The sequence below is a fragment of the Sulfurospirillum multivorans DSM 12446 genome, assembly GCF_000568815.1.
GTDB classification, from domain to species: domain Bacteria; phylum Campylobacterota; class Campylobacteria; order Campylobacterales; family Sulfurospirillaceae; genus Sulfurospirillum; species Sulfurospirillum multivorans.
The window spans coordinates 1,464,619-1,491,009 of sequence record NZ_CP007201.1; the positions used below are offsets into that span (position 1 = coordinate 1,464,619).

Consider the following 26,391-nt stretch of genomic DNA (forward strand, 5'->3'; position numbering starts at 1 on the left):
AATTATATCCAAATGGCATCTTCATCTAAATTTGGATTGCCTTGAAGTGTCTGATAAGGGGTATAAGACGCTTTATATTTAAGGCTTTGACACTCTTTGACATAATAGCCAAGGTAGATCCATTCAAGATCATACTCTTTTGCCAAAATGATCTGCTCGTAGATGGAAAGTCTTCCTAAAGAGAGTTTTTCAAAATCAGGGTCGTAGTAAAAATAGATCGAGGAGATGCCATCGTCTAAAAAGTCAATAAGATCAACACCAATAAGCTTCTCACCCTGAAAATAAAGTACCTCTTTTCCAAAATTATGTGCGCCACTTACATAGAGTTCGTGGTAACTTTGTGGCTTCAGGTTGTAGTATTGCCAGCCTCGTTTTTGTTCCATATGACGATGATATTTATCATAAAGCTCAAGATGTTCCGTGCTAATGGTTGGTGCTTGAATGACATAACGAATACCTTCTGCTTTTTTGAAAACACGCTTAGCAGAACGTGAAAAATTGTAATTTCTAACATCAATACGTAGGCTTAAACACAATTTACAGTTTTGACATTGTGGTCTTGAGTAGTAGTTTCCAAATCGTCTCCACCCACGTTCAATGAGTTCTTGATTGAGCTCCATTGTCGCATTTTCAATGTACTTATATTCCATGCGTGTTTTACAGTCATCAAGGTATGAACATTTCGTTTCTAATGTTGAAAATTCAATAATGCGTGAAAATGATCTCATGGATTAGTCTAGTTTTCTAACTCCAGAGTTTTGCATAAACTTTTCAAATTGGTCATGAAGTTTTTTTTCTTTTTCTTGCTTTTGTTCTGTAATAAGTTTTTCTTGAACATTTTTTTCTTCTTGACTTATTTTCTCTTTGAGTGATTTAAGATCATCAAATAAAATTCCTTGCATTGCGTATGCCTTTACATGTAAAAATAAACAAGGTTTGATTATAGCAAAATTTCGTATGAAGAAGTTGCAATACATTCTGACAATGTTTAATGGATTGCCAAGCGAAGTACAGAAATCATTAGTTTTTTAAATCAGAATACTCCCAATCAAGCTCTCTAAACTATGCATATCCTAAATCATAGTTTAGAAATATTCTGAAAAATCAGTGCGTTTGAACTTTTCAATCACCTTTTTTAAATGATCCATACGCATTGTGACATCGGGTATGTACTTTTCTTATTGAGAGCAGGATAGGAAAAGAAAGTTAGGAGTGTCGCGGAATAAAAGCCTACTTGTAAGAGAATAAGCTATACCGAGAGGATGGTTACAAAGAGAGAAGGAAGAAGCAGTGATTTAATAAGCATTAACTTCTCATTGAGGTATGGTTTAAGCTAAGAGTCTATACTTTCACTTGTAACACACATACCTCCTTTCTGTAAATAACCTACCAATTTTTAAGATGAACGCTCGAATTGCCCGGTTCGAGCGTTTCTTTTTCTTAAAAACATCCCAAATCCTTCTTTTTTCATCATAAATTTCCCTTCACGTGTATTAATCTTTGCTATAATCGAATGAATTAATCATAAAGAAGTATCGTGAAACTGATTCATTTTTCGGACACGCATTTAGGCTTTAACGATTTAGACATTATCAATGAGCTTGGTATCAACCAGCGCGAGGCTGATTTTTACGATGCTTTTATGCAAGTCATTGAGCAAATCAAAGCGATAAAACCAGACTACATCATCCACACAGGTGATCTTTTCCACCGTCCATCTCCCAGTAACCGAGCTATCACCTTTGCCCTTGAGCAATTTAAAATCATCGAAGCACTGAATATCCCTTTTATCATGATAGCGGGCAATCACAGCACGCCACGCACCAATCTAAGCTCACCAATACTCAAAATATTTGAAAACTTTAAAAACGTTTATGTCTCATACAATCAAGAGTACAAAAAGATAGAGTTCGATGATGTTATCTTTCATACCTTACCTCACATGCACGATGAGAGCAAGGCGCTTTCTCAAATCGAGCTGTGTGAAGCAAACATCGATACAACCAAACGCAACATCATGATGCTTCACTGCTCTGTCGGTGCGCACTATCTCATGGCTGAGTTTGGCGAGTGGGTCTATCCACACGATAAAGAGAGCCTTTTTTCTAAAGTGGATTATGTCGCTCTTGGGCATTGGCATGGCTTTGGAAAAGTCGGTAAACACGAAAACGTTTACTACGCAGGCTCAACCGAGCGAACCAGTTTAAATGACAAACGAAACTCCAAAGGATATATCGAAGTCACACTGGATGAGTCTTTACATGTAAACTACCACGAGATACAAATTCGCCCCATTAAAACCTATGAGATTGATTGCGAGGACTACGAGCACTCAGTTGAGTCTTTACATGTAAACGATACAAAAGACGCTCTTGTCGAAGTCAAACTGACCCATCTTACCCCGTTGCAGTCCATCGACATACAAACCCGTGATATCAAAAATCTCTTTGGCGAAGCTTTACATGTAAGCATCAAACGAGAGTTCAAACAAACCAACGGTGAAGCCACACTAAACGACATCGAAGCACTCTCTTTGGAAGCGTACTTTTTAGAACACATCAAAGAAGAAAGCCAGCCTGAAGAGTTTGAACGACTCAAAGGCAAAATCCAAGGCTTGTTTAGTGCCTACGAAGAGGTGAGCGATGATACTCTCTAAACTTCACCTTGAAAACTTCAAACGCTACACCTCTTTTGATATAGAGTTTGGCGAGGGGCTTATCGGCATCATCGGTAAAAATGGCAGTGGCAAATCGACCCTTTTTGAAGCGATACTCTTTGCCTTGTATGGCGAGCTGAAAAATAGAAAATACAAAGAAGTCATACGAAACGCTAGTGCGAGTGACAAAGATGCTGTTTTGGTTGAGCTTGATTTTGAGTTTGAAGGCATAGCGTACAAAGTCATTCGTGAGTTTCGTGGAAAAGCGCTAAATGCCAATGCTAAACTGTATAAAAATGGTGAGCTGACTACCAGTGGGGCGAGAGAAGTCACCGTGGCTATCACGAAGCTAACGAAGATGAGCAAAGAGGCATTTTTGCATACACTTTTCGCTTCTCAAAAAGAACTTACCAGCCTCAGCACGCTTAAAAATGAAGATCGAAAAAAGATGATACGCAAGCTTCTTGGGCTTGAAAAGATAGACTTTGTGGAAAATGAACTTATCGAAAAAAGCAGGGAACTCAAACGAGACATCGCAGCAAGTGCCGAGTTTTTATTAGGAGAGGAAGAACTCAAAAGTAAAACAGCGTTGATAAAAGAAACTACCGCCATAAAACAAGCGTTTGAAAAAGAAGTCAAAAGCAAATCCACGGAACTAGAAACCACCAAAAAACAAGAGTTACATGTAAAGCAAGAACTGGAACTTTTTGTCAAAACAAAAGAGCAGAAACAAAAGCTCATCAGCGAACTCTCACTCATCAAAAACTCTATAACTTCAAACCTAGCTACGCAAACCAAACTCACCGAAGAGCTCAAAAACTTAGAAATAAAAGCCAAAGAACTTAAAGGTTTAAGTACCGTTAAAAAAGAGTACGAATCTTTGTCAACAAAACTCAAAGAGCAAGAAAATCTCAAAAACATACAGATCAAAAAAGAGGGCTTAGAAAAAGAGCAAACCCAGTTACGTGCCCAGTACACCAAAGCCAAAGCCGACATCGCAATTTTGGAAGAGCAAACTAAACCGTATGAGACACTTTTAGGGCAAAAGAAAGAAAATGAAGCTTTACATGTAAAGCTAAAAACCGAACTTGCAGGGAAGCAAACAGAGCAAAAGCAACTCCAAAATGAACTCTCAGCCGAACAGCGAATTGTCTTAGACACGCAACAAAAGATAGCCAAGATACAAAGTCTAGGTCGAGAATCAAACTGTCCTACCTGTACAAGACAACTCCTTGACGAATACGACAATGTCATCGCATCCCTAAACGACATCGTGCAAAAGACGCAAACTCAAAAGATAGACAAAACCAAAGAAAAGCTTGACATCCTCACCAAACAGATAGAACAACTCGAAAAAGAAAAAGAGCAAACCCAAAAAGCCTTACATGTAAACGAGACGGCGCTAAGTTTGATAGCAAGCAAGCAAAAAGATTTGGCAAGTGCTAAAGAGCATTTTACAAAGGTCAGTGAACAAGGCAAACGCAACAAAGATGAACTTGACACACTCTCAAAACACGTTTACGATGAAGCCTTACATGTAAGCCTACAAAAAAGCTTTTTGGAGCTAAAACCAAAGTACGAAGCTGTCTTAAGTCTTGAAGCAGAACTCAAACGAGAGCAGGGCGTGAGGGAGGATCTCGCACTTACAGTAAAAAGTGCAGAAGCTTTACATGTAAAGGCAAAAGAGAAAGAACTGGAAGTTTCAAAAACACTGTACGATGAGCCAAAACACACCGCAAAACAAAGCGAGTACGACGAACTTCAAAAGCAAAAAGAGAAACAATACAGCGTTATCTCAGAGCTGAAAGAAAAGATAGCCAAACATGAAGGCGAGATAAAAACCTTGCAAAATGCTCTTGAAAATAACGACATACAGCTTAAAAAAGTACAGAGTAAAAAAGACGATTTGCAAGACTATGAGAAAATCAAACTAAGCCTTAGTGAGTTTAAAACAAAACTCAACTCAAAAATAGCACCACGCATCTCACAGATCGCCTCCCAAATGTACGCCACCATCACCAAAGGCAAATACCAATACATCGAAGTGAACAACGACTTTGACTTTTTCATCTACGATGAGGGCAAATGCTACCCCATAGAACGCTTCAGCGGAGGTGAGATAGACCTTGCCAACTTAGTGCTTCGCATCGCCATCTCCAAAACACTGAGTGAACTGAACGGTGCCAGTAGTGTGGGATTTTTAGCCTTCGATGAAGTCTTCGGAAGTCAAGATGAAAACCGAAGAATGGAAATCTTAGAAGCGTTTCATACCATAAAAGAACAGTACAGACAGATATTTTTGATAAGCCATGAGATGGAGATAAAAGAGATGTTTGAGAGAGTTGTAGAGTTGTAAAATAAATAAATTGGAGGATTCTTATGCGTGATTTTAATAGAGGCTCAGAATGGAGAAAATGGGATTTACATTTTCATACCCAATCATCTTATGATTATAAAGATAAAAGTCAAACAAATGAACAAATTATTGAGAAGCTCATAGAAAATAATATTTCTGTAGTAGCAATTACTGATCATCATATAATAGATATTGCGCGGATAAAAGACTTATCTAGGCTTGCTGATGGACGTATTACAATTTTGCCTGGCATTGAATTTTTATCTGAGACAAGAGGAAATGAACCAATTCATTTTATTGGAATTTTTCAAGAACAATCAAAGTGTAAGTTAGACTATATATGGGGACAGCTTGAAAATAATACAGCGATAAAACATATAAAAGGTGAAAATAAAGAAGAAAACGAAGTGTATTGTGATTTGGAAGAAACTGTAAAACTGATACATAAACTAGGAGGAATAGTTTCTATACATGCAGGAGGAAAGCATTCAAGTATCGAAAATATAACGCATTGTTTACCACATGCTGCAGCACAAAAAACTGATATTGCACATGCAATTGATATTTACGAATTAGGGAAAGAATCTGATCAAGATGGATATAAAAAAGTTGTTTTCCCATCAATAAAGAAAGTAATCCCTATGATTATCTGTTCCGATAATCATGATATTAAAAATTATACATTAAAGCAAAATTGTTGGATTAAAGCAGAACCAACTTTTGAAGGACTTAAACAAATTATTTATGAGCCAGAACGTGTAAAAATTCAAGAAGAAAAACCTGAAATAAAGACTGCCTATGAAGTTATCAAAAGTATTAAGATCATCGATGCTAAAAATGTTTTTACCACTGAAAAAATAGGATTTAGTAGTAATTTAAATTCTATCATAGGTGGAAAGTCATCAGGAAAATCTTTATTATTATTTCTTCTGGCAAAAACTGTTTTATCTCCAGAAAAATTTGAAGAAATTAAGAAATATAAGAATTTTGTAGTATATGATAATTTAGAAGGGATTGACTGTGAGGTAGAATGGGAAGATGGGCAAATATCTAAATTGTCAAGTAATGACAATAAACGTCATATTGATTATATCCCTCAAATGCATCTAAATAATATTGCTGAAGATAAGGAGAAGAATATTACATTTAAACAAACAATTGATGAATTGCTGCATAAAAAACTAGGATATACCAGTGAGTTACATGAGTTGCAATCAAAAATTTTAGAAAAAAATCAAACCTTGAGCAATGAAATAGATAAATATTTTGACAATGAAAAAGAATTAAAAAGATTAGAAAGTGAATTAAGTCTTTTAGGGGATAAAAAAGCTATTGAAGCTACTATTGTTATGTATAATGCAGAATTGCAAGAATTAAAATCCAAATCTAATTTAACTCCCGAAGATGAATTGGAAATCAAAAAAATAAATGATTTAATATCAGAGGAAGAAAAAAAGAAAACTACTCTGAATAATGATATAGTACTCTTTGAAGGGACTAAAAAAGTTTTTGAAAATTTAAATCTACGAGTCAGTAATTTTATTGACGAAGAATTTGCTAATGTTGTGACTACGTTAGAAAATAAAATTCTTCTTGAAACCATTAAAGTTAATTTGTCTAAACAATTAATTTCCACAATAGATAGTTTTAAATCAGCCAACCCTTTCAATACAGAAACTTTAAGTACAAATATTTTACAGATAAATGAAAATATTGATAAACTGAAACTGTCGTTAGAGCCATATAATGAAAAGTTTAACGATAAAAAGAAATTTTTAGATACTCAAAAAAAACTAGCTGATGAAGAAGAAAAATTAAAGAAAATTTCACAAAAAGAAATAGAAATTGTGTCACAAAAATCAAAGTTAAATTTAGAAGTTTTTATTTCTAGATATGGTGAGCTTTTTGACTCTTATAACAAAATAATAGAATTGAATGAACCTTATAAATTAATAGGTAAAGATTTGGAGCTAATTACTGAAATAAAATTTGATACAGAAAAATTTTATTCAAATTTTTCATCTTTCATAACCAAAAATCAGACTTTAGATAAACTTTTCAATGCCACTATTTACACTAATAAAAATGAATTTTTGTACGATTCAGAGAAGCATATCGAAAAAATTAATGGTATTTTACTAAAGTTATTTGAGGGGACTCTTTCTTTTAATCAATATAAAATTCTAAAAGAAATGGTTACCTACTTGTTTGATGATTATTTTAAAGTCACCTATGATTTAAAACAAGGATATGATAGATTGGAAAGTATGTCACCAGGAAAGAAAGGAATTATTTTATTTCAATTATTTTTAGAAATAAGCTCAACAAAAACACCTATTTTAATAGATCAACCAGAGGATAATCTTGACAATAGAACGGTTTATAATACGTTGAATGAATTTATAAAAAATAAAAAACTTGATAGACAAATTATTATGGTTTCGCATAATTCAAATTTAGTCGTATCCACAGATTCTGAAAATATAGTTGTTGCAAACCAAAATGGACGAGAAGAGGGGCAAGTAAGATTTGACTATATTAACGGGGCATTGGAAAATACTTTTAAAAGTCAAAGTGTAAGTACATCAGTATTAAAATCGCAAGGCATTAGAGAGCATGTTTGTGAGCTGTTAGAAGGTGGCGAAATAGCATTTAAAAAACGTGAACAAAAATATAATATCAAGAAAGGATAAATATGGGATTGTATTATAAAAACTTGGATGAAGCTACAAGGAAATATATGCTTCTTGAATTTGAAAAAGGTGAATTTTATAAGAGCGAAAGGCTTAATGAGAATAAATTTGAAGAGTGGAAAAAGATATTACATGAAGGACTTGAATTCCATGATGATGATTGGATTGCTCATCAACTACAACTCAAAGGGTTATTAAAAACTCATGAACTCCGTAGAAAACCTAATGGAGGTATGACTGAAGTTAAAGTTCCGTCAAATGCTGCACAAATGCTAGCAGAAGGAGAATTTAATAAATTTTACTTGAGAGGTATTTGTAGTAGAGCTATTGAAAGTCATGATACTCATGTGCGAATTTATAGAGGAAAAGAAGTAGCTTCACCTCGAATAGAATCTGAAAGAAAAATAGGTACAACGTTAGAGGTGGTTGCATTGCTAGAAGAATTAAGAAAAGATACTCTAATTGATAGTGTGTTAGGACTACCAGCAGGTCCTAATTCTGGGTTGACAGCAGAAATTGTTTTTGAATAAAGAAATACTAAAATGACCCTCTCCAAATCCCTCTACACAAGAGCCATCCAATGCCCAAAATCTCTTTGGCTGAAAAAGTACAAACCAGAGGTTTTAACCCCTCCTGATGCCAGTGCCAAAGCACGGTTTGAGACGGGCAATATCGTAGGAGATTTGGCGTGTGAATTGTTTCCTGATGGGCGTGAGATACCTTTTGATGCACACGATTTTAAAAGTATGGCGAGGCTAACCCAAGCGTATCTTGATGAGGGTGTGGAAAACATCTATGAGGCGACGTTTATTTACGAGGGTATCGTGGTGATGGTGGACATCTTGCGCCAAACTCCTCTTGGCTTGGAGCTGTATGAAGTGAAGAGTTCCACCGATGTGAAGCCTATCTATCTGCATGATGTTTCCATTCAGCTGTATGTTTTAGAAGCCCTTGGGTTTAGGGTTGGGGCGTGTCATGTGGTGCATATCAACTCAGGTTATGTGCGAGAAGAAGCGTTGGAGCTTGAAAAGCTTTTTGTGGTGGTCGATGTCACAGGTGAAGTGCGAGATTTGCAAGGCGCAATTCCAAAAAAACTTGAAGCGTTTGAGGCGTATCTGGACGATAAAGTCCATGAGCCAAACATCGACATCGGAAAACAGTGCAATGACCCGTATGAGTGCGATGCAAAGGCGTATTGTTGGAAAGTTCAGCGACATATACCAGAATACAGCATCTTTAACATCTTCAACCTTGGCAGTAAAAAACAACAAGAACTTTATGCCCAAAATATCGTGGCGATTGAAGCTATACCCGAAGACTTTGCAATGACACCCATCCAATGGCAAAAGGTCGAGAACTGGAAAAATCAACAGACTTTCATCGACCATGAGGCAATCGCTGAGTTTTTAGAAACACTTACCTTTCCCATCTATCATCTTGACTTTGAGACCTTTCAACAAGCCGTGCCACAGTGGAACGGTGTCAGCCCTTACAAACAGATACCGTTTCAATACTCTTTACATGTAGAACACGAAGATGGCACTTTAGAGCATAAAGAATTTCTAGCTGAGTCAGGAGTTGATCCAAGACGTGCTTTAGCGGAGCAGTTGACGAGAGACATACCTTTACATGTAAACATTTTGACATACAATATGAGCTTTGAAAAAGGCGTCATCGCCTCACTTGCGCAGCTGTTTCCAGACTTACATGTAAAACTGATGCACCTACACGACAACATCAAAGATTTGATGCTTCCTTTTCAAAAAGGACACTATGTCACCCCAAGTATGCAAGGCAGTTACTCCATCAAATACGTTCTTCCTGCACTCGTGCCTGAGATGGAATTAGCCTATAAAAAACTTGAAGGAATTCAAAATGGTGGGGATGCGATGAACGCCTTTGCATCTTTACATGTAAAGCGTTTGGACGAGCAAATGAAAGTGCGTGAGCAGTTGTTGAAGTACTGTGAGTTGGATACTTTGGCGATGGTTAGGGTATTGCAAAAATTGAGAGAGGTTTTAAATGATAGATTATAAACAAAAACTAACCACCGATAGAGAATTTTACCCCATTGAAAATTTGGAGTATTCCATCGAAAGTGATCGTGGGCGCATTCTTTCTTCTCCTGCCTTTCGTAGGCTTCAAAAGCGCACACAAGTCTTTGCACTTGAGCTCAATGCTTCCATTCGCACCCGTTTGACGCATTCGTTGGAGGTTTCGCAAACAGCACGTTTTATTGCCAAAAATATTTTGTCAATACTCCAAAAAGATGGGTTAGTAACGTATGGCTTAGAAGGGTGTGAAAACGCATTTATTTCAACCGCTGAAATGACCAGTTTACTGCACGACATCGGCAATCCTCCCTTTGGGCATTTTGCAGAGCAAACCATCAATAAATGGATAAAAGAAAATGCACTACCTTTCATTGAAACATTTCCTGCAATATCTGATAAGACAAAAGAACTAAAAGTGACGCTCTCGCAAGACCTGTGTAACTACGATGGCAACGCACAAGCCATTCGTGTCATTACTAAATTACAGCGACTCAATCTCTCTTATACCCAAATAGCCTCTGTGGTTAAATATACACGTGGTGCATATGAAGCAAAGCCTCAAAAAGGTGAGCCGTTTGATTACCTGATGAAAAAACCAGGGTTTTACTACAGCGAGAAAGGTTTCATTGAAAAAATTCAAGATAAGCTTAATATCAAACATGGTTGTAGATTTCCTCTAACCTACATTATGGAAGCTGCAGATGACATCTCTTATTTAACCGCTGATTTGGAAGATTCTGTTGAAAAAGGCATTTTGAATCTGGATAAAGTCTATGAGCTTATAAAAGCAGAGTGTGAGAAAGAGGGGGAAACCTATCTTTTAGAAGTTATTCAAGAGAGATATGACCAAGCAAAGAAGAACGATGAGCCATATCAATTTAGTATGTTTTTTACATTAGTGCGTGCAAAGCTAGTAACCTCTTTGGTCTATCACGTAGTGGATATTTACATCAACAATCACGAAGCGATTTTTGAAGGATCATTTAATAGTGCTTTACTTGAATATGACAAAGAGAGTAAATACTACAAAGCGATAAAAATCTTACAAGCGATTTCTGCGAAGCATATTTATCAAAATAAAGATGTTCAAACGCTAGAGTTGCAAGGCTATACGATTATCAATGAGCTTTTAAATATTTTCAAACCCTTATTGGAGCTTACATGTAAAGATTTTGAAGCACTGCTTCATGATGAAAAAATAGAGTGCTTTATTGCAATGAGGTTGATTAAGCGTATTTCTTCCAAGCAGATCGTAGCGTATCAAAATGATGTAAAGGCGTTGGATCGCGTAGATGAAGAGCAATTTGAACTTCTTGAATGGTATCATAGAGTACGCCTTGTCATTGACTATATTAGCGGCATGACTGACGATTTTGCATTACATGAATACCAAACATTGTTAGCACTTTAAGATCATAGATTATAGAATGAAACAGATGAAGTCAATCGCAATCATTAAAGTTTAAGGTTGGGAATATCGTATTTTAGGAAGTTAGGGTGGTACTGAGGCCGGACTAAAATATATGCTTCAACTACAGTAATATCAGTCTTTAATTATTTTAATGTGGACAAGTACTGTCAAAAGTACTGTTATTTTAAAGTGTTTCAACTATCAGCTTATGCGTGATCTAGTTTTTAGGATGGGAACATAATTGTTATATTATTTTAATAGTAAAATACAAAAATCACTTCATTCAGTTAAAACAATATAATCTGCGATTCGTTTTATAACCCCAAATTAAATACTTTTTCTGAACCAATACTCATTTAACTATAAAATATTTTAATTAATAAAAAAAATTGAAGTATTTAAAACTTATCTACAATTTCCCTACAACTTAAATGTATATTTACCATGAAAATATATAAATTTAGATTAATAAACCCAAACTGCTAGTTAAACAGAAGGGCTTTTTTGTGATCACTAAGCTTCAAAAAGCAGTTGATAGCATAAGCAGTGATGAAGAGTCTAAGCTTTGTTAAAAAGCCACCAATGGTTGTAGCCTTGATTACTTTACCAAATTTAGCAGTTATCATAGAAAAGGCAGTTTCTACACCTTTTCTAATTCTACGCTTGGTACAATACTCATTAAAATCTTCTCTTGGCATATTGCTACGTCCAATAGGCGATAGTACAATATCAAATCGTTTTAAAAAAGCTTCTAACTTTGATGAAATATAACCTTTATCTCCAATCGTAATCGATTCTTTGGGGAGATTGTGCATGAATTGATACCCAGCCGTAACATCGTGTATAGAGCCTTGTGAGATATGAACCATCACAGGTTCTTTATCTGTCGTCACCACCATATGGACTTTAAGCCCATAAAAGAATCTCCCTTTGGATGCATTGTAACCTTTCAAAGATGGATCACTCCACAATCTGACTCTGCTTTGCCTCGTTATCTGACACAATTCAACAGGAAAAGAATCTACGGAGTAAATCTTGGCACCGTTTAATCGCTGAAACAATGAGCCTAAAAACAAAAAAAGTGTGGACAACACGTCATTGATTTTTACTAAGCGGCGCAAAAATCTCGTGTAGTCAATCTCTTTCACCAAGTGCATCATCTTAACATACTGATGTGCTTTGAAATAGTTGCCATTAAAATCATTCACTGCCATATACCCGATAAGCAGCACTTCTGCATTACTAATCTCAGCTCTAACATCATCTTTTATCCCTGATACCTTCAAATACTCATCAATTAAACAATAAACGGTTATAATATCTCGCTCCATAATCTCGCCTCCCACGGCTTTTTATGGAGTTTAAAGCAACTTTCAAACCATCTTCTCAACTAGCAGTTTGGGTTAATAATGATGAAAAATAGTTAGAAGGAGGATTATATAAGTTCGGTTAGTTATTGTTTTGTTGACTTACTGTTTGTAGTTTGCTCTCTTTAATTTTAGTGTTTTACTATTGATTAAGAGTATTGGTGACGTCTTTTTGTTTTGCTGTATGTTACCAATTGTTAAAAAACGAACAAGTAACTTTTTTTATGGATCTGTGGTAGTTACAATTATCATAGGTCTTCATGTTAGCGTTAATAAATATTTATTAGCAAATAAATACAAAAATCAAGGTGCTAGCCCTATTACTTTCAGATATATATCAAAGTAAAGGTTAATTTAAGATTCAAATGAGATTTTAATTAGAATATGTTTTTATACTAGTTGAAACAAAACTATTTTTAGGAGGAGTTTATATGAAATTAGCAAAGTTAAGTTTGGCGACATTGATCGCTATGAGTTCAGTTGTGTATGGCGCGGATACACTGGAAGATGCATTTAAAAATGGTAAGGTTAACGGGGAAATTAGAGCATTTTATTTTGGTCGTGATTATGATGCTGCTGCACATGGTGGTCCTGGAGCAACAGATTCTTCGTTAATGGCTTTTGGTCTAAGACTAAGCTATGAGGACGGCTGAATTAAAAGGATTTAGAGTAGGATTAGGTTTTCAAGGACAAAGTACTCCATGGGCTGATACTGATACGAAGCTGGACCATATGTTACCATGGGATTTAGGTGCATCAGGTGCTATTTTATCTGAAGCATACCTTTCTTACACTATGAATAAAACAGTCGTTAAAGTTGGTCGTCAGTACTTTGATAAGCCACTTATGAGCAGCGATAATCATGACGTAATAAAACAAGCAATTGAAGGTGTTACAATTGTTAGCAATGACATTCCTGATACAACACTTTATGCAGCGTATGCATGGAGAATGTCTTGGATGAAGGATAATGGGGTTAATAATGATTTTGCAAATTTTGGCAAGTTTGGCCTTTTGTATAATGTTATTCCTGGTGCTGAAGGTGGCGACTATGCTTATGTGGTGGGTGCGATCAATAAATCACTTCCAGATACAACATTGACATTGGCTTATGGTGAGGAAGATAAATCTCATTCTCTTTTTTTAGCACAAGCTGATTATATGCCAAAGATTAATGATAGCGTAACGTTAGTCACAGGTCTTCAGTTCTGGAATACAGAATTAGATGAAAGAAGTGTGGCTTGGGCAGATTCAACGGTTTACTCAGCCAAACTTGGTCTTAATGTTGGACCTGTTGGGGCTTATGTAGCGTATGCTAAGATTAATGATGGACGTGGCGCTTGGGGCGTTGGTATGACAGATGATCGCCCAAGACTGTATACTTCAACACTTACAGATGCTGGACAATTTGAAGCGTCAACTCAGTATGCTGTTGATGTACATGCATTTGTTCCTCAAATCGCAACCGTTCTTGGCGTGCGTTATGTCAATATTGATTTAGATGAAAAAGGTGCAGCATCATCACAGGTTGGTATTGGAAAGATTGATCAAACAGGTTTCTATGCTATACACAACTTCAGCGGTTCACTCAAAGGTCTCTACTGTATGGGCTTTTATGAAATTGCAAATAATAGTAATGATGCATATAGCAGAGATGAAATCCGTTTTAGAGTTGGTTACGAATTTTAATAGCAATATATTTTTTCTAACGAAACAAGTATAGATCTCCTTGTAATAAAATGGGTTTTGCATGTAAGTATGCAACGCCCATTTTTTATTTACATGTAAAGCTTTAAATGTATGGCTTTACATGTAACTAAAAATACATGCTCAAGGATTACAGATATGAAATTGCAACAGAAGATTACACTTTCTATTGTGTTAGGATTGGTCACTGGATTTGTTGTTTTTTTAGTCATTAACCATTCGATGATGAAAGAAACGACAAGTTCAGAAATTTATGAAAAGCTTAAAGATAAGTCATTTGGGTTGACTCAAAACATACAAAATTGGTTTGAATCAAAGCAACAAATCGCAAGTGCGTTAGCAGATGTTGCGCAAAAGATTGAAGATAGATCCCCTGAAAATTTACGAAGCTATTTGAATCTTGTCAATAAATCTGCGAAGATAGATGCTTCTATGGTTTACTATAAAGGTATGCCACTTCGTCATACCGATCCTAACTGGGCACCTTCTCCTGAGCAAGAAGAAGCCAATATGCCATATCAAATGATGCTCTCCAAAAAATTTAAAGAACAAGCGATCAGTCCTATTATTAAAAGTCCTATCGATAAAGTGACTGATTTGTTGGTTATTGTCTCTCCTTTTAATGGTGACAGTGAAGTGACCTTGGTTGTTGAGATTAAAGATATTAATGAAAAAGTACGTGAGAGTAAGTTTGAAGGTGGTTATGCTGCGTTGATAGGGGCTGATCACAAAATTATTGTTGATCCAAATGTAAAGATGCAAGGGAAGTCACTTTCTGAAAATGCTCCTGAATTAAAGTGGCTGGAAGAGGAAATTTTTTCTAAAAAATCAGGTTTAGCTGACTATAAAATGGCGGGGAAAGAATGGATAGCAGTATTTGATACCGTTGAAGCTACCGGCTGGAAAGTTGTCGTGACCGTAGACAAAGAAATTGCTTTTTCTAATCTAAATGCGCAAACTCAAAAATTACTCTTTATTAGTTTTGGCTTTTTCTTGTTAGGTTTGATTGGAATTTATGCTCTTTTAAAATGGCAGTTTAAACCACTGCACGCATTGCAGACGATGGTGAAAGATTTGTCATCAGGAGAAGGGGATCTCACTCAGCGTTTGAAAGTGCAAAGCAAGGATGAGTTAGCGGATATTGCTACTTCAGTAAACCTTTTTATTGAAAAGATTCAAATTTTACTTACCAACTCAAAAGAAAGTAGCAGTGAAAATGCATCGATTGCGCATGAACTTTCTACCACCTCTTTATCGGTAGGGAAACGCTCAGAAGAAGAGAGTTTAATCGTTTCCGCTTCCGTTACAGAGGGGCGCAATGTTTTGCAAGAAGTACAAAACGCTGTGAGTATTATCAAACATAACAGTGAACAATTAGATTTGGCAAATGTAAATTTTAAAACTATTCAAAAAGAGATGGATACAGTCAATTCAATACTACAAGTGGGTTCGAAAAAAGAAATAGAATTAGCAAAAAAACTTCAAGTTACTTCTGAGAATACAGAAGAAATAAAATATGTCCTAACCGTTATCGCTGATATTGCGGATCAAACCAACTTGCTTGCACTTAATGCCGCCATTGAAGCTGCACGAGCTGGAGAGCACGGACGAGGTTTTGCTGTGGTCGCTGATGAAGTTAGAAAATTAGCAGAACGCACTCAAAAAAGTTTGAGTGAAATTAATACCACCATTAATGTTGTTGTTCAATCAATTGCTGATGCAAGTGGAGAGATGGATTTTAACTCTAAAGAGATATTTAAACTTGCAGAGTTATCCTCAGAGCTCAAAACTATTGTAGGTGATAATGCAAAAATACTTGAATCTACAATTGCGAACAATCGTCAAAGTGTTCAAGACTTTGTACACGTCAATGAATCAGTCGATACTATGATTAAAAAAATACAAGAAGTAGATACTATTGCAAGTGCTAATGCTAGAAGTATTGAAGAGGTAGCAAGTGCTAGTGATCACCTCTCTTCGATGACTAATAAACTCGATAATGAACTTAAAAAGTTTAAAGTTTAAGCATGTCAGATATGTCTTCATTTTTGTGTCAAGACTGTATTGTTGATTTTAAGCAAGATGTGATGAATATGCTAATTCACACCATAGAACTAAAAGATATCTATACATCAGGCCATTCAGAGCAAGTGGCTCGTTATTGTTGTTCAATTGGTAATGCTCTTAACTTAGGGTTAAAGGATACAATTCTTTTATACCAATCTGCTTTTATGCATGACATAGGAAAAATTCTTATTGATCCTAAAATTTTGCAAAAAAATGATTATTTGACGAAAGAAGAATATGAGAGTGTTAAAAAACATTCTACTTTTGGAGCTCAAATGCTTCAAAATATCAATTTATTTCAAGAGCATGCTCAAATCGTTAAACATCATCATGAAAGATGGGATGGAACAGGCTATCCAGATGGTCTTACAAATAAAAAGATACCATTTTTTTCCAGAATCATTGCGATAGTTGATGCTTTTGATGCTATGACATCTATGCGAAATTATAAAAATAAATGCACATTTGATGAAGCTCTTAATGAGTTGGATCGTTGCAGTGGAACGCAGTTTGATCCGGAACTTGTTTCAATTTCCGTGAAAGTCCTCAGTGCATTTATTAACAACAACGCATTCAATAAAAAAATATGTTAAAGTTTAATAATGACATATAATAAAGTTTGATGAATAAAGGAAGACTATGTTAGATGAAATAAGAACAATTACCATCAAAGAATTAAAAGAAGAGATCAAAGAAAATCTAGAATATGCTCATCCCGAAAAAAATGAAAGTGTAGCTGCTGCCAATGCCTTTGGTGTACACTATGGATTTAAACCCTATGTAAATGATATTTTTTTTGCAACAGAAGATGAAGCGGTTGCCTATACGTTTAACACAGAAACAATCTATCAAAACATTAAAGAGCTTAATGATAGTGCAAAAGTTATTGAAAGTTATGATGATACAGAAGATACCTTGTGCTATGCTATTTTTAATGATATTGATAAAATTGCTCTTAAACAAGTCTTTTTTAGCCCCAAATCACAAAATGAAATTACAATCAAATTTCTCTTTGAAGAAGAGCAACTTTGTGTCTCTGATGAGAGTTCTCTAATGTTTACATGTAAACTAATGGATAGCGGTGAGACTGTATGGAACGAGGAAGAAAGTATTGAATTAATGTTCGAAAAAGAAGGGATTTTATACCCTGAGAATATTCGTAAGTTAGTAGAGGGCTTGTGGCTTTCTTGGAGAAACTATGAAAGAACTCTTGAAGAACTTGAAAAAGATCTAAATGCTTTAGTAGCATGGATTAATGCAATGACAAAAACAAAGCCCAATTTTATAGAATAAGTTGAAAGTTTTTATAATTCATGAGAAAGGAAAGCTAAATGAAGTTGGAAAAAAAGATTATCCTTTCTATTATGGGAGGTATGCTCTTAGGATTTACGGCATTTCTTAGTATCAACTATTCTATGATGTATGAAACAACCAGTACAGAAATCTATGATAAACTTAAAGGTAAATCTGCTGATTTAACACGAGATATTGAAGAATGGTTGGGAGATAAGCAGCGAACAGCTCTTGCTTTGGCTCGGCGTGCACAGAATCTTCAAGATAGATCACCTGCTAATGTACGAAACTATCTCTACCTCGTCAATCAATCTGCCAATATTGATGCTTCTATGGTTTACTACAAAGGTCAAACCCTCATTCATACAGAACCTGACTGGGCACTTACTCCACAAGAGGAAGAAGCCAATATGCCTTATCAAACGATGTTGGCTAATGGTTTTAATCCTACAATCAGTAAAGTTTTTAAAAGCCCTATTAATAAAATTGATAATATGGTTGCGGCGATTGCTCCTTTTAATGGAGATAGTGTGGCAACGTTGGTTGTTGAGATTAAAGATGTGGAAGAAAAAGTTTCTTCGAGTAACTTGGATGGAGGTTTTGCAGCACTTATCGATGTAGACCGAAGACTTCTTGTTGATCCAAATCCTAATTTTATCGGTAAGAAAATTTCTGAATTTAATCCAGAACTTGGCTGGATGGAAGAAAAAATATTTGCACTAAAGTCAGGATATATTGAATACCTTGTAAAGGGGAAAGTTTATTTGGCTTTTTTTGATACGATTGAATCTACAGGATGGAAAGTGGTACTCACGTTAAAAAAAGAAACTGCTTTTGCAAATTTGACGGTGCAAACAAAGAAGTTGATCTTGATTAGTGTAATCTTTTTTATTCTAGGTGCTATATTTATTGTTATCATTAATATTTTACATGAATATTGGAGACGCGAAATTGAGCTGAAACGAGATGAATATGAGTTTATTTTAGCACATCGTTCTCGCATCAGTGAGATAGGTGAACTCATCTCTGGGATTAATCATCAATTGCATCAACCTTTGAATTCTTTAAGTCTTTTATCCTCTTCAATGCTTTCCAAATCAAAAAATAAAACACTGACTTCTGAAGTTTTAGAAGAGAACCTTATCATGTCTCAAAAAGCTATTGCGCTTATGTCTACGACTATTGGGATGTTTCGAAACTTTTATAGGTTTGATGGAAATGCCACTACTTTTTGCTTAAAACAGTGTATAGACGGGGTTTTACAAGTTCTTTATATTGATTTTTCTCGTCACAATATCAGTGTTGAGATTGACTGTGATAGATGTGACATGTTAAACATTACTTCTGTAGATAACTTCATTCAACAAGTATTACTGGTTCTGCTTCAAAATGCAAAAGAAGCATTACTGATGACGAATGACAGAATAGATAATAAAATACAAATCCATGTTTCTCTTGATGGTGAATTAGTCAACGTTGATATTGCAGATTGGGGAGAGGGAATTAGTAAAGCGATTGAAGAAAAACTTTTTGACAATATTAAAAGTTCTAAAAAAACTTTAGGCAGTGGTATTGGGCTTTATTTTGCAAGAAAATTAGCCAGAGAAAAACTCAAAGGTGATCTTGTATTGGTGCAATCTTCAATGCCAACAATATTTAGATTTTCTTTTAAAAATTATTTATCTCCAAAGGAGCAAAACGATGCATCTGCAAACGCTTAATTTACTTAATGATATCTGTGTACTTATAGTCGAAGATGATGAGATTGCAAGAACGACGATTAAACAAGATATTAAGCCCTATTGCAAAGCTTGCTATGAAGCGGCAGATGGACTAAGTGGATTGCAAAGTTTTAAAGAACATCATATTGATGTTATTATCACGGATATTCATATGCCTGGTATTAATGGACTGGATATGATTAAAGAGATATTAAAACTCAAATCCGAACAATTGTTTATCGTTATGACTTCTTATGATAATGATAAAAACTTGATTGAGAGTATGAAAGAGGGAGCGTGTAGTTTTTTGCGTAAGCCTTTAGATATAGAAGAGTTACAAACAGCTCTTATAATGAGTTTAGGAAGAATCAAATATACGACAAAAATTCTTAGTGAAAGTGTTTATATTGATTACCAAAAAGAGATTATATATATAGATAATCAACCTGTTTTTCTCTCACATACAAGCAATAAAATATTTTGGTTATTGTCTTACAATATAGGTCGTTTGGTTTCTTATAATATGATAGAAGATTACATTTACGATGGCGAATCTGTTAATAAAAATATCTTACACAATGCTATCCTGAGAATTAAAAAACAACTTCACTCTATTGATATTGAAAACATCCCAAGTGAAGGATATATTTTAAAAGTTAAAACATTGTAATTAGTTTTAGCGAGTCAAATTAACTATCAAAAAATTTATTTCTGAAGCAAATGATTAAATGTACAGGACAGAATAGTGTTTTTGTTTGTGTACAAGGATATTTTATAAAGTAAAACTACTTCATTACATGGTTTACATGTAAGCATTTTCTATCTTCAACACCTCCTTTAATTTTAAGTTTTTTTTAATTTTCAGATGAGTTCTCTGATAGTGTATTGCTTTATACTTAAACTTAGAAATTAAAAAGAAAGGTTGTAACGTGAAAAGAGTTTTTCCAATACTTGGCATCTTTCTTTTTTCCATTGTGTTACTGTGTATCTCTGTACAGGCTGTTGACAATGCTATGTCACCTACTACTACAGCCAAAGAGGCTACACCTGTGATAGAAGTAAGCAAGGAATTAAGAGACCAATACCCAATCAAATCGCACCATGCGAAGTTATCCATAGATTGTATTCACTGTCATGATGACCAAGGACGTGTTCCTGCTAAATTTGAATACATTGGGGATAAAGGGTGTCTTAGCTGTCATGGAAGTAAAGAAAAAATGGCCAAACGAACAGGATTTATGGATATGTTCCATACCAATCCTCATAATTCCTATCATGATGGCCCAACATTATCATGTGATGAGTGTCATAAAGAACATGAACCTTCACAAAATAGATGTATGGAGTGTCACGAAAAAGAGGTTCCTAATTGGATGAAGAAGGTAATGCCATGATAAAAAATATTTTTACGTCTATTAAAAAGAAAATTCCACTTCTTTTAGTTGTAGGAATTGTTGTAGGCTTTATCGTTTCTTATACATCCTATGAAGCAATATCAAGAACAGGAACGCCTCAGTTTTGTGTTGTTTGTCATGAAATGGCGCCGATGAGAGCATCATATGATAACGATGTTCATGGTGGCAACGGTAAAACAGGCATAAGAGTCAATTGTGTTGATTGCCATCTTCCTCATAATAATCTTGTCAATTATGTTTTTACAAAAGCAAAAAATGGAATGTCTGAAGTAGGTACTCATTTTTTTGGAAATCCAGATGCTATAGACTGGCAACAAAAGAGAGAAGAGCGAGCTAAATTTGTTTATGATGATGGATGTATTAAGTGTCATAGCAATTATGCAACAAATGAAAAAATAAGTCCAAAAGCTCGACAAATGCATGAGCATTATAATGGACTTCTTGGTACAAATAAAGAATTGGGTTGTGCAAGTTGTCATGCAGAGATAGGACATAACGGACTTAATAATATGTTAAATATTTATAAGCCAGAACACGCTCTTTATGAAAAAGGCTCTGCAAAAGAAAAAATTAAAATAAATGAAAAATTATACGGAAAAGGAAGTTCTAATTAACAAAGTATCCCCTAAAACAAAAATAAAAAACAGAACAGAATAAGGTGCTCGCAAGAGTCAATACATACGAAAAATCAAAAAAGGAAAAAAGATGACAAATCAATCAAGACGAAATTTTTTTAAGACCAGTGCAATTGGTACAGGAGTTGTGGCATTAGGTGCAACAGGAATTGGTTCAAGTTTGAGTGCTGCAGAAAAAGGTCCAGATTTAGATAAAGCAGCTGCGCAACCTTTTATCACTGAAAGAGGAATTGCTCCTTCAAAAAATCCTGCATATCCAAATACTTTACCAAAAGTTGATGCAAGCCAAGTTAAAGAGACTGTTGAAGCTGATATTATCGTCATTGGAGCTGGTTTTGCAGGTATGTGTGCAGCTATTTCTGCTGTAGAAGTTGGTGCAAAAGTAATTGTGTTGGAAAAATATAAAAGACCAGGTGCCCGTGGTGGCCATATTACTGCATTTGGTTCAGATTTTCAAGATAAACACGGAATCACTAAAGATATTCATCCAAGACAAATCGCGAAAGAACTTGAACGATGGGGACAAGGACGTGTTGATGAAGACTTACTAAGACTCTTTATTGAAAAAAGTGGCGCATGTATGGATTGGCTCGATAACACATTGAAAACAAAAGGCTTTCAAAATGGTCAATGGTTTGAAGGTTGTAAAGATCCATTCTATTATGAACACCCAGTAACACATATGTTTAGAGATAAAAATGGCGTACCTGGTAACGCACCTGTGGTTGATGCTCTTGTTGAAATTGCAAAAGAGAAAGGCGTAGATGTAGTTTTTGAAGCGAGAGCACTTAAACTTGTTAAAGATGGTAATAAAGTTACAGCAGTTATTGCTAAAACCAAAAAAGGTTATGTTCAATATGCAGCTAAAAAAGCTGTTATTATAGCATCAGGCGATTATGCTTCAAATCATGATATGGTTTCTTACTACTCTCAAACATCATCACTTGCAGATGCTCAAATTTATTTTCCAAGTAAATCCAATACCGGTGATGGTCATATGATTGCTATGGATATTGGTGGTGCTATGCAAAGAGATGCAAACCATGCTGCAGTTATTCACTTAGAAGCAGGTGCAAAAAGTTATAACTTTTTACATGTAAACGCATATGGTAAACGTTTTAAAAATGAAGATATCAATACACAATCAATGAGTTGTGGTAAATTGTATCAAAAAGATGGCATTGCTTGGTCTGTTTATGATGCAAACGGTCTTAGCTATGCAGAAGAGATGATGAAGAAAAAAATTGGTGGTGGTTTATTCTTTGGCCAACAAGATAAAATTGTAGGCGTTAAAGAATGGAGCATGGACGATGAAAAACATATGCTTGAAAAACATATTTCTGAGGGAAAAGTTGTTGTTGCTAACACTCTCGAAGAACTTGCAGATAAAATGGGTGTTCCAAGAGCAGAATTTGTTAAAACTGTTAAAAGATACAATGAAATTGTCAAGGTTAAGAATGATACAGATTTTGGTAAAAGATCTGAATGTCTTTATCCTGTTGAAAAGGCACCTTTTTATGCTGGTAAGCTTTTGGCAACATTACTTACAATGTGTGGCGGTCTTAGTACGGATGATAGAATGCTTGTTCTTGATAAAGATGATAAAGCATTTGATAACCTCTATGTTGCTGGTGCTGCACAAGGTAACTTCTTTGCAGGCGATTACCCAACAATCTGTCCAGGTATTGGTCATGGACGTTGTATGACATTCGGACGCCTTACTGGTCTAGTTGCTGCAGGTAAGAGTGTTAATGATGTTAAAACAAAAATGACACTATAAGTTACATTTTTGAGATAGGTCTGCTTGTAATAAGCAGACCTTGTATGTACCCTTGCGAGGTTATATACAAGGTCTTTTATCTTATATCTCTACATAGCAATAGATAAAACGTTATTAAAGGATATGGAATGAACATTAAAATCTCAAATATTGCTAATCTTCCATCCAAATTTGGAAATTTAAAAATCCAATCTTTTCAAGAAGGTATTAAAGAGCATTTAGTGATTTTCAAAGAACCTCTTGGGCAGATTCCATTGGTTAGAATTCATAGTGAATGTTTAACAGGGGATGCACTTGGCTCTTTAAAATGCGATTGTGGTGAACAGCTTGAGTTTGCATTGCAGAATATCTCATCACTTGGTGGAATGATCATTTACTTACGTCAAGAAGGACGCAATATTGGTTTGTTTAATAAAGTAAATGCCTATGCGCTACAAGATCAAGGGTTCGATACTATTGAAGCAAATCATCAGTTGGGTTTTAAAAGTGATGAACGTAGTTATGAAGTGGTAGAAACTATTTTAGAGCATTTTAAAATTGATAAAATTCGTTTGCTTACGAATAACCCTAAAAAAATGAGTTGTTTAAAAAACATTATGATTATTGAAAGATGGCCAATTATTATACCTTCAAATAATCATAACGTTGATTATTTGAAAACTAAAAAAGAAATGATGGGTCATTTACTTTAAAGGAAAAACATGAATGCAATATTAAGCGATCAAAAAACATTCCAGGCTATTATCCGCGTTAATCAAGCGATTGAGGATATTAGACAAGGCAAGATGGTTGTTATGGTAGATGATGAAGATAGAGAAAATGAAGGTGATTTAGTTTATGCTGCTTCTTTTTCTACACCACAAAAAGTTAATTTTATGGCAAGTCATGCAAAAGGGCTTATCTGTGTTGCTATTTCAAAAAAGATAGCAAATAGATTGCAATTAGAGCCTATGGTCAAAAAAAATGATTCATCATATGAAACCGCTTTTACAATTACAGTCGATGCAAGAACAGCAGCAACGGGTATATCTGCAGGTGAGCGTGATATGACCATAAAAATTTTAGCAGATGGTGGATCGCATGAATCAGAACTCGTTCGTCCCGGCCATATTTTTCCATTGATTGCTAAAGAGGGTGGTGCATTAGTAAGAATAGGTCATACTGAGGGTTCTGTAGATTTATGTCGTTTAGCAGGACAGGGTGACTCTGCCGTTATTTGTGAAATCATGAAAGAAGATGGAACAATGGCTAGACGTCCTGATCTGGATATCTTTTGTGCGAAGCATGAATTAAATATTGTCTATATTTCTGATATTGTAGAGTATCGCATGATGAATGAATCACTTATTCGTGTTATTGCCGAATCAACAACGCAATTTTTAGGCAAAGATGCCAGACGTTATGACTTTGTGGATCATAATGATAACCATCATATAGCCTATGCGTTTGGAAATATTAAAAATAGATCAGCAGTAAAATTTCATAGTATTATGCCTGATAATGAACTTTTAGCTGATACAAAAAAATATAATAGCTTAATTCAAGCCATACACTATCTGCAAAAAAGTGGTGGAGTATTGATTTTTATGGATAATGGAACACAAGATATGTCTAAAATTCGTGAATACGGTATAGGTGCGCAAATAATTAAACATCTAGGTATAGAAAATATAGAACTTTTAAGTGATAGTAAGAATAAAGAGTTTGTTGGCATTAGTGGGTTTGGCCTTAGCGTCATTAAAAGTACGAATGTTAATGAAACTGTTGCTTAAAATAACAAGTATTTATTGTCAATGAAAATAAAGAGTAAAAAAGGTATCAGTGTAATGGGTTTCTATCTTGTAGCGTATGGTTTAAGTTGTGTTGTGTTGGGAATGATGATTGGCACATGCATTCAATTCTCTAAAATTAATAAATGAGTCTGCAATGGATTATATCAGTATATCCATTTTGTTAAAATGTATGATATGAAGGATAATAATGAATATTGTAGAAGGTAAATTGTCCCTAAATGGTGACGAAAAAGTTGCTATTATTAATGCACGCTTTAACCATATCATCACAGATCGTTTGGTAGAAGGAGCGCGGGATGCCTATTTGAGACATGGTGGCAAAGATGAAAATTTAGATCTTGTTTTGGTACCGGGTGCATTTGAAATTCCAATGGCACTTAATCGTCTTTTGGCTTGTAGTAAATACGATGCAGTATGTTGTTTAGGTGCAGTAATACGTGGTTCAACGCCACATTTTGACTATGTGTCTGCAGAAGTGACCAAAGGTGTGGCCAATGTAGCACTTCAATTTGCTAAACCAGTCGCTTTTGGTGTCCTGACAGTGGATAGCATTGAACAAGCAATTGAACGAGCAGGTAGTAAAGCAGGTAATAAAGGTTTTGAAGCAATGGTTACTGTCATTGAACTATTAAGTCTATACTCTGCATTAAAGAATTAAGAAAAAGTTATAGATGTAGATATTGATAGAATTGATGGTGTTTTTTTGAGCATCGAGATAGATAGAAATACTACTGAATATTATTTAATGATTAAAGAATTAGTAGAAAAATTATTATTATCTACAAACAACCTATAATTATTTTCTATACTTACATTTATAATAATTAAATATTTTAAAAATAAGGATAGAATATGGCACACATAGCACTTTGCGTCTATGAAAATATGAGTGATTCTGTTAAAAAACATGCGGATAAGAAATTGGAAAAAACGGGTAGCTTGGGTGAGATATTTCAGCTACTTGCATTAAATGAAGACGTTTATTTTGCTACAGATACTATGGTTTCCAAGTTTCTCTTGAAAGAAACATTACTCCCTTATGTCACCAAACAAAGAATTGCAATATTAGTATCATTGGATAATGGGTGTAAAATGTGTGCAGGTGTACACAAGCAACTTGCACGGGCTTTAGGTGTGAGTGAGGTTGAAATTGAAGAAATAGCATTAGGTATTGATGCCCTAAGTTGTAGTGAAGCTGAAAAAAGGTTACTTCATTTTTGTATTCGTGCCTCAAAAAAAGATAACTATAAAATCATGAAAGAAGATATAGAAGTTATCAAGGCGTTTGGATACAGTGAAAAAGAGATCTTTGAAGCGGTTTGTATTGTTGGATATTTTAATTATATCAATACCTTATCTAATACATTTGGTCTTGGAAGCGAATAAAACATAAAATATTAGGGACGACTTTTTATCTTACTTTTTTTTTAAAAGCGTTCCTTT

The 26,391-nt window shown here is 34.9% G+C and carries 23 protein-coding genes; 20 read left to right on the forward strand and 3 right to left on the reverse strand.

Going from position 1 to position 26,391, the window contains the following annotated elements:
- Positions 1-2: 2 nt before the first annotated feature.
- Together SMUL_RS07495 and SMUL_RS17240 are read right to left on the reverse strand one after the other, a co-directional pair.
- Positions 3-728 (reverse strand): arginyltransferase, encoded by a 726-nt coding sequence (locus SMUL_RS07495; RefSeq protein ID WP_038533185.1) that lies wholly within the window; start codon positions 726-728, stop codon positions 3-5.
- Positions 729-731: 3 nt separating this feature from the next.
- Positions 732-902, reverse strand: a complete 171-nt coding sequence (locus tag SMUL_RS17240) for a hypothetical protein (protein ID WP_169730522.1) — start codon at positions 900-902, stop codon at positions 732-734.
- Positions 903-1,537: 635 nt separating this feature from the next.
- Here SMUL_RS17240 and SMUL_RS07500 point away from each other — a divergent pair.
- Genes SMUL_RS07500 through dgt form a run of 6 tightly spaced genes read left to right on the forward strand, consistent with a single transcriptional unit; the run spans position 1,538 to position 11,170 of the window.
- The gene (locus SMUL_RS07500) at positions 1,538-2,656 is read left to right on the forward strand and encodes a metallophosphoesterase family protein (RefSeq protein ID WP_025344644.1); all 1,119 of its coding nucleotides are present in this window, start codon (positions 1,538-1,540) and stop codon (positions 2,654-2,656) included.
- Positions 2,643-5,012: an AAA family ATPase gene (locus SMUL_RS07505; protein WP_025344645.1), complete on the forward strand. Its 2,370-nt coding sequence runs from the start codon at positions 2,643-2,645 to the stop codon at positions 5,010-5,012. Before SMUL_RS07500 ends, SMUL_RS07505 begins: the two co-directional genes overlap by 14 nt.
- Before the next feature lie 23 nt (positions 5,013-5,035).
- Positions 5,036-7,705: a TrlF family AAA-like ATPase gene (locus SMUL_RS07510; RefSeq protein ID WP_025344646.1), complete on the forward strand. Its 2,670-nt coding sequence runs from the start codon at positions 5,036-5,038 to the stop codon at positions 7,703-7,705.
- Positions 7,706-7,707: 2 nt separating this feature from the next.
- Entirely contained in the window at positions 7,708-8,235 is a 528-nt protein-coding gene (locus SMUL_RS07515) for a hypothetical protein (protein WP_025344647.1), read from the forward strand.
- A gap of 12 nt (positions 8,236-8,247) precedes the next feature.
- Positions 8,248-9,741, forward strand: a complete 1,494-nt coding sequence (locus SMUL_RS07520) for a DUF2779 domain-containing protein (protein WP_025344648.1) — start codon at positions 8,248-8,250, stop codon at positions 9,739-9,741.
- A complete protein-coding gene (gene dgt / locus SMUL_RS07525; protein ID WP_025344649.1) occupies positions 9,728-11,170 on the forward strand; it encodes a dGTPase in 1,443 nt (480 codons plus the stop codon). The genes SMUL_RS07520 and dgt overlap by 14 nt, the downstream gene beginning before the upstream one ends.
- Positions 11,171-11,652: 482 nt before the next feature.
- On the opposite strand, the gene SMUL_RS07530 is transcribed toward dgt, so the two are convergent.
- Entirely contained in the window at positions 11,653-12,501 is an 849-nt protein-coding gene (locus tag SMUL_RS07530) for an IS982 family transposase (protein WP_025344650.1), read from the reverse strand.
- Positions 12,502-12,968: 467 nt separating this feature from the next.
- Between SMUL_RS07530 and SMUL_RS07535 the strand changes: the two genes are divergently transcribed.
- The 14 genes from SMUL_RS07535 to SMUL_RS07600 all read left to right on the forward strand — a co-directional run bounded on the left by SMUL_RS07535 (position 12,969) and on the right by SMUL_RS07600 (position 26,334).
- A complete protein-coding gene (locus SMUL_RS07535; RefSeq protein ID WP_025344651.1) occupies positions 12,969-13,190 on the forward strand; it encodes a hypothetical protein in 222 nt (73 codons plus the stop codon).
- Positions 13,177-14,226 (forward strand): OprD family outer membrane porin, encoded by a 1,050-nt coding sequence (locus tag SMUL_RS07540; RefSeq protein WP_084010810.1) that lies wholly within the window; start codon positions 13,177-13,179, stop codon positions 14,224-14,226. The genes SMUL_RS07535 and SMUL_RS07540 overlap by 14 nt, the downstream gene beginning before the upstream one ends.
- A 156-nt stretch (positions 14,227-14,382) precedes the next feature.
- Complete coding sequence (locus SMUL_RS16600; RefSeq protein WP_025344653.1) at positions 14,383-16,269, forward strand: methyl-accepting chemotaxis protein; 1,887 nt, start codon at positions 14,383-14,385, stop codon at positions 16,267-16,269.
- Between the two features lie 2 nt (positions 16,270-16,271).
- The gene (locus tag SMUL_RS07550) at positions 16,272-16,904 is read left to right on the forward strand and encodes an HD-GYP domain-containing protein (RefSeq protein WP_025344654.1); all 633 of its coding nucleotides are present in this window, start codon (positions 16,272-16,274) and stop codon (positions 16,902-16,904) included.
- A gap of 46 nt (positions 16,905-16,950) precedes the next feature.
- Positions 16,951-17,604, forward strand: coding sequence for a hypothetical protein (locus tag SMUL_RS07555; RefSeq protein ID WP_025344655.1), 654 nt, complete (start codon positions 16,951-16,953; stop codon positions 17,602-17,604).
- Between the two features lie 38 nt (positions 17,605-17,642).
- Positions 17,643-19,325 (forward strand): ATP-binding protein, encoded by a 1,683-nt coding sequence (locus SMUL_RS16605; RefSeq protein WP_025344656.1) that lies wholly within the window; start codon positions 17,643-17,645, stop codon positions 19,323-19,325.
- On the forward strand, positions 19,306-19,995 hold the full coding sequence (locus tag SMUL_RS07565; protein ID WP_025344657.1) for a response regulator transcription factor: 690 nt from the start codon (positions 19,306-19,308) through the stop codon (positions 19,993-19,995). The genes SMUL_RS16605 and SMUL_RS07565 overlap by 20 nt, the downstream gene beginning before the upstream one ends.
- A gap of 259 nt (positions 19,996-20,254) precedes the next feature.
- The gene (locus tag SMUL_RS07570; protein WP_025344658.1) at positions 20,255-20,719 is read left to right on the forward strand and encodes a cytochrome c3 family protein; all 465 of its coding nucleotides are present in this window, start codon (positions 20,255-20,257) and stop codon (positions 20,717-20,719) included.
- Positions 20,695-21,354, forward strand: coding sequence for a cytochrome c3 family protein (locus tag SMUL_RS07575; RefSeq protein WP_223809794.1), 660 nt, complete (start codon positions 20,695-20,697; stop codon positions 21,352-21,354). The genes SMUL_RS07570 and SMUL_RS07575 overlap by 25 nt, the downstream gene beginning before the upstream one ends.
- 91 nt (positions 21,355-21,445) lie before the next feature.
- Positions 21,446-23,155 carry an FAD-dependent oxidoreductase gene (locus tag SMUL_RS07580; RefSeq protein ID WP_025344660.1) on the forward strand — a complete coding sequence of 570 codons (1,710 nt, stop codon included), beginning with the start codon at positions 21,446-21,448 and terminating at the stop codon, positions 23,153-23,155.
- A gap of 128 nt (positions 23,156-23,283) precedes the next feature.
- Entirely contained in the window at positions 23,284-23,847 is a 564-nt protein-coding gene (gene ribA, locus SMUL_RS07585) for a GTP cyclohydrolase II (RefSeq protein WP_025344661.1), read from the forward strand.
- Positions 23,848-23,856: 9 nt separating this feature from the next.
- Complete coding sequence (locus tag SMUL_RS07590; RefSeq protein ID WP_025344662.1) at positions 23,857-24,927, forward strand: bifunctional 3,4-dihydroxy-2-butanone 4-phosphate synthase/GTP cyclohydrolase II; 1,071 nt, start codon at positions 23,857-23,859, stop codon at positions 24,925-24,927.
- 208 nt (positions 24,928-25,135) lie between these two features.
- Positions 25,136-25,606 carry a 6,7-dimethyl-8-ribityllumazine synthase gene (ribH, locus tag SMUL_RS07595; protein WP_025344663.1) on the forward strand — a complete coding sequence of 157 codons (471 nt, stop codon included), beginning with the start codon at positions 25,136-25,138 and terminating at the stop codon, positions 25,604-25,606.
- A gap of 194 nt (positions 25,607-25,800) precedes the next feature.
- On the forward strand, positions 25,801-26,334 hold the full coding sequence (locus SMUL_RS07600; RefSeq protein ID WP_025344664.1) for a carboxymuconolactone decarboxylase family protein: 534 nt from the start codon (positions 25,801-25,803) through the stop codon (positions 26,332-26,334).
- Positions 26,335-26,391 lie beyond the last annotated feature (57 nt).

Bases quoted from the DNA above. Each gene is read 5' to 3' on its own strand.
- SMUL_RS07495 (WP_038533185.1), bottom strand. From the start codon at position 728: ATGAGATCATTTTCACGCATTATTGAATTTTCAACATTAGAAACGAAA.
- SMUL_RS17240 (WP_169730522.1), bottom strand. From the start codon at position 902: ATGCAAGGAATTTTATTTGATGATCTTAAATCACTCAAAGAGAAAATA.
- SMUL_RS07505 (WP_025344645.1), top strand. From the start codon at position 2,643: ATGATACTCTCTAAACTTCACCTTGAAAACTTCAAACGCTACACCTCT.
- SMUL_RS07510 (WP_025344646.1), top strand. From the start codon at position 5,036: ATGCGTGATTTTAATAGAGGCTCAGAATGGAGAAAATGGGATTTACAT.
- SMUL_RS07515 (WP_025344647.1), top strand. From the start codon at position 7,708: ATGGGATTGTATTATAAAAACTTGGATGAAGCTACAAGGAAATATATG.
- SMUL_RS07520 (WP_025344648.1), top strand. From the start codon at position 8,248: ATGACCCTCTCCAAATCCCTCTACACAAGAGCCATCCAATGCCCAAAA.
- dgt (WP_025344649.1), top strand. From the start codon at position 9,728: ATGATAGATTATAAACAAAAACTAACCACCGATAGAGAATTTTACCCC.
- SMUL_RS07530 (WP_025344650.1), bottom strand. From the start codon at position 12,501: ATGGAGCGAGATATTATAACCGTTTATTGTTTAATTGATGAGTATTTG.
- SMUL_RS07535 (WP_025344651.1), top strand. From the start codon at position 12,969: ATGAAATTAGCAAAGTTAAGTTTGGCGACATTGATCGCTATGAGTTCA.
- SMUL_RS07540 (WP_084010810.1), top strand. From the start codon at position 13,177: ATGAGGACGGCTGAATTAAAAGGATTTAGAGTAGGATTAGGTTTTCAA.
- SMUL_RS16600 (WP_025344653.1), top strand. From the start codon at position 14,383: ATGAAATTGCAACAGAAGATTACACTTTCTATTGTGTTAGGATTGGTC.
- SMUL_RS07550 (WP_025344654.1), top strand. From the start codon at position 16,272: ATGTCAGATATGTCTTCATTTTTGTGTCAAGACTGTATTGTTGATTTT.
- SMUL_RS07555 (WP_025344655.1), top strand. From the start codon at position 16,951: ATGTTAGATGAAATAAGAACAATTACCATCAAAGAATTAAAAGAAGAG.
- SMUL_RS16605 (WP_025344656.1), top strand. From the start codon at position 17,643: ATGAAGTTGGAAAAAAAGATTATCCTTTCTATTATGGGAGGTATGCTC.
- SMUL_RS07565 (WP_025344657.1), top strand. From the start codon at position 19,306: ATGCATCTGCAAACGCTTAATTTACTTAATGATATCTGTGTACTTATA.
- SMUL_RS07580 (WP_025344660.1), top strand. From the start codon at position 21,446: ATGACAAATCAATCAAGACGAAATTTTTTTAAGACCAGTGCAATTGGT.
- ribA (WP_025344661.1), top strand. From the start codon at position 23,284: ATGAACATTAAAATCTCAAATATTGCTAATCTTCCATCCAAATTTGGA.
- SMUL_RS07590 (WP_025344662.1), top strand. From the start codon at position 23,857: ATGAATGCAATATTAAGCGATCAAAAAACATTCCAGGCTATTATCCGC.
- ribH (WP_025344663.1), top strand. From the start codon at position 25,136: ATGAATATTGTAGAAGGTAAATTGTCCCTAAATGGTGACGAAAAAGTT.
- SMUL_RS07600 (WP_025344664.1), top strand. From the start codon at position 25,801: ATGGCACACATAGCACTTTGCGTCTATGAAAATATGAGTGATTCTGTT.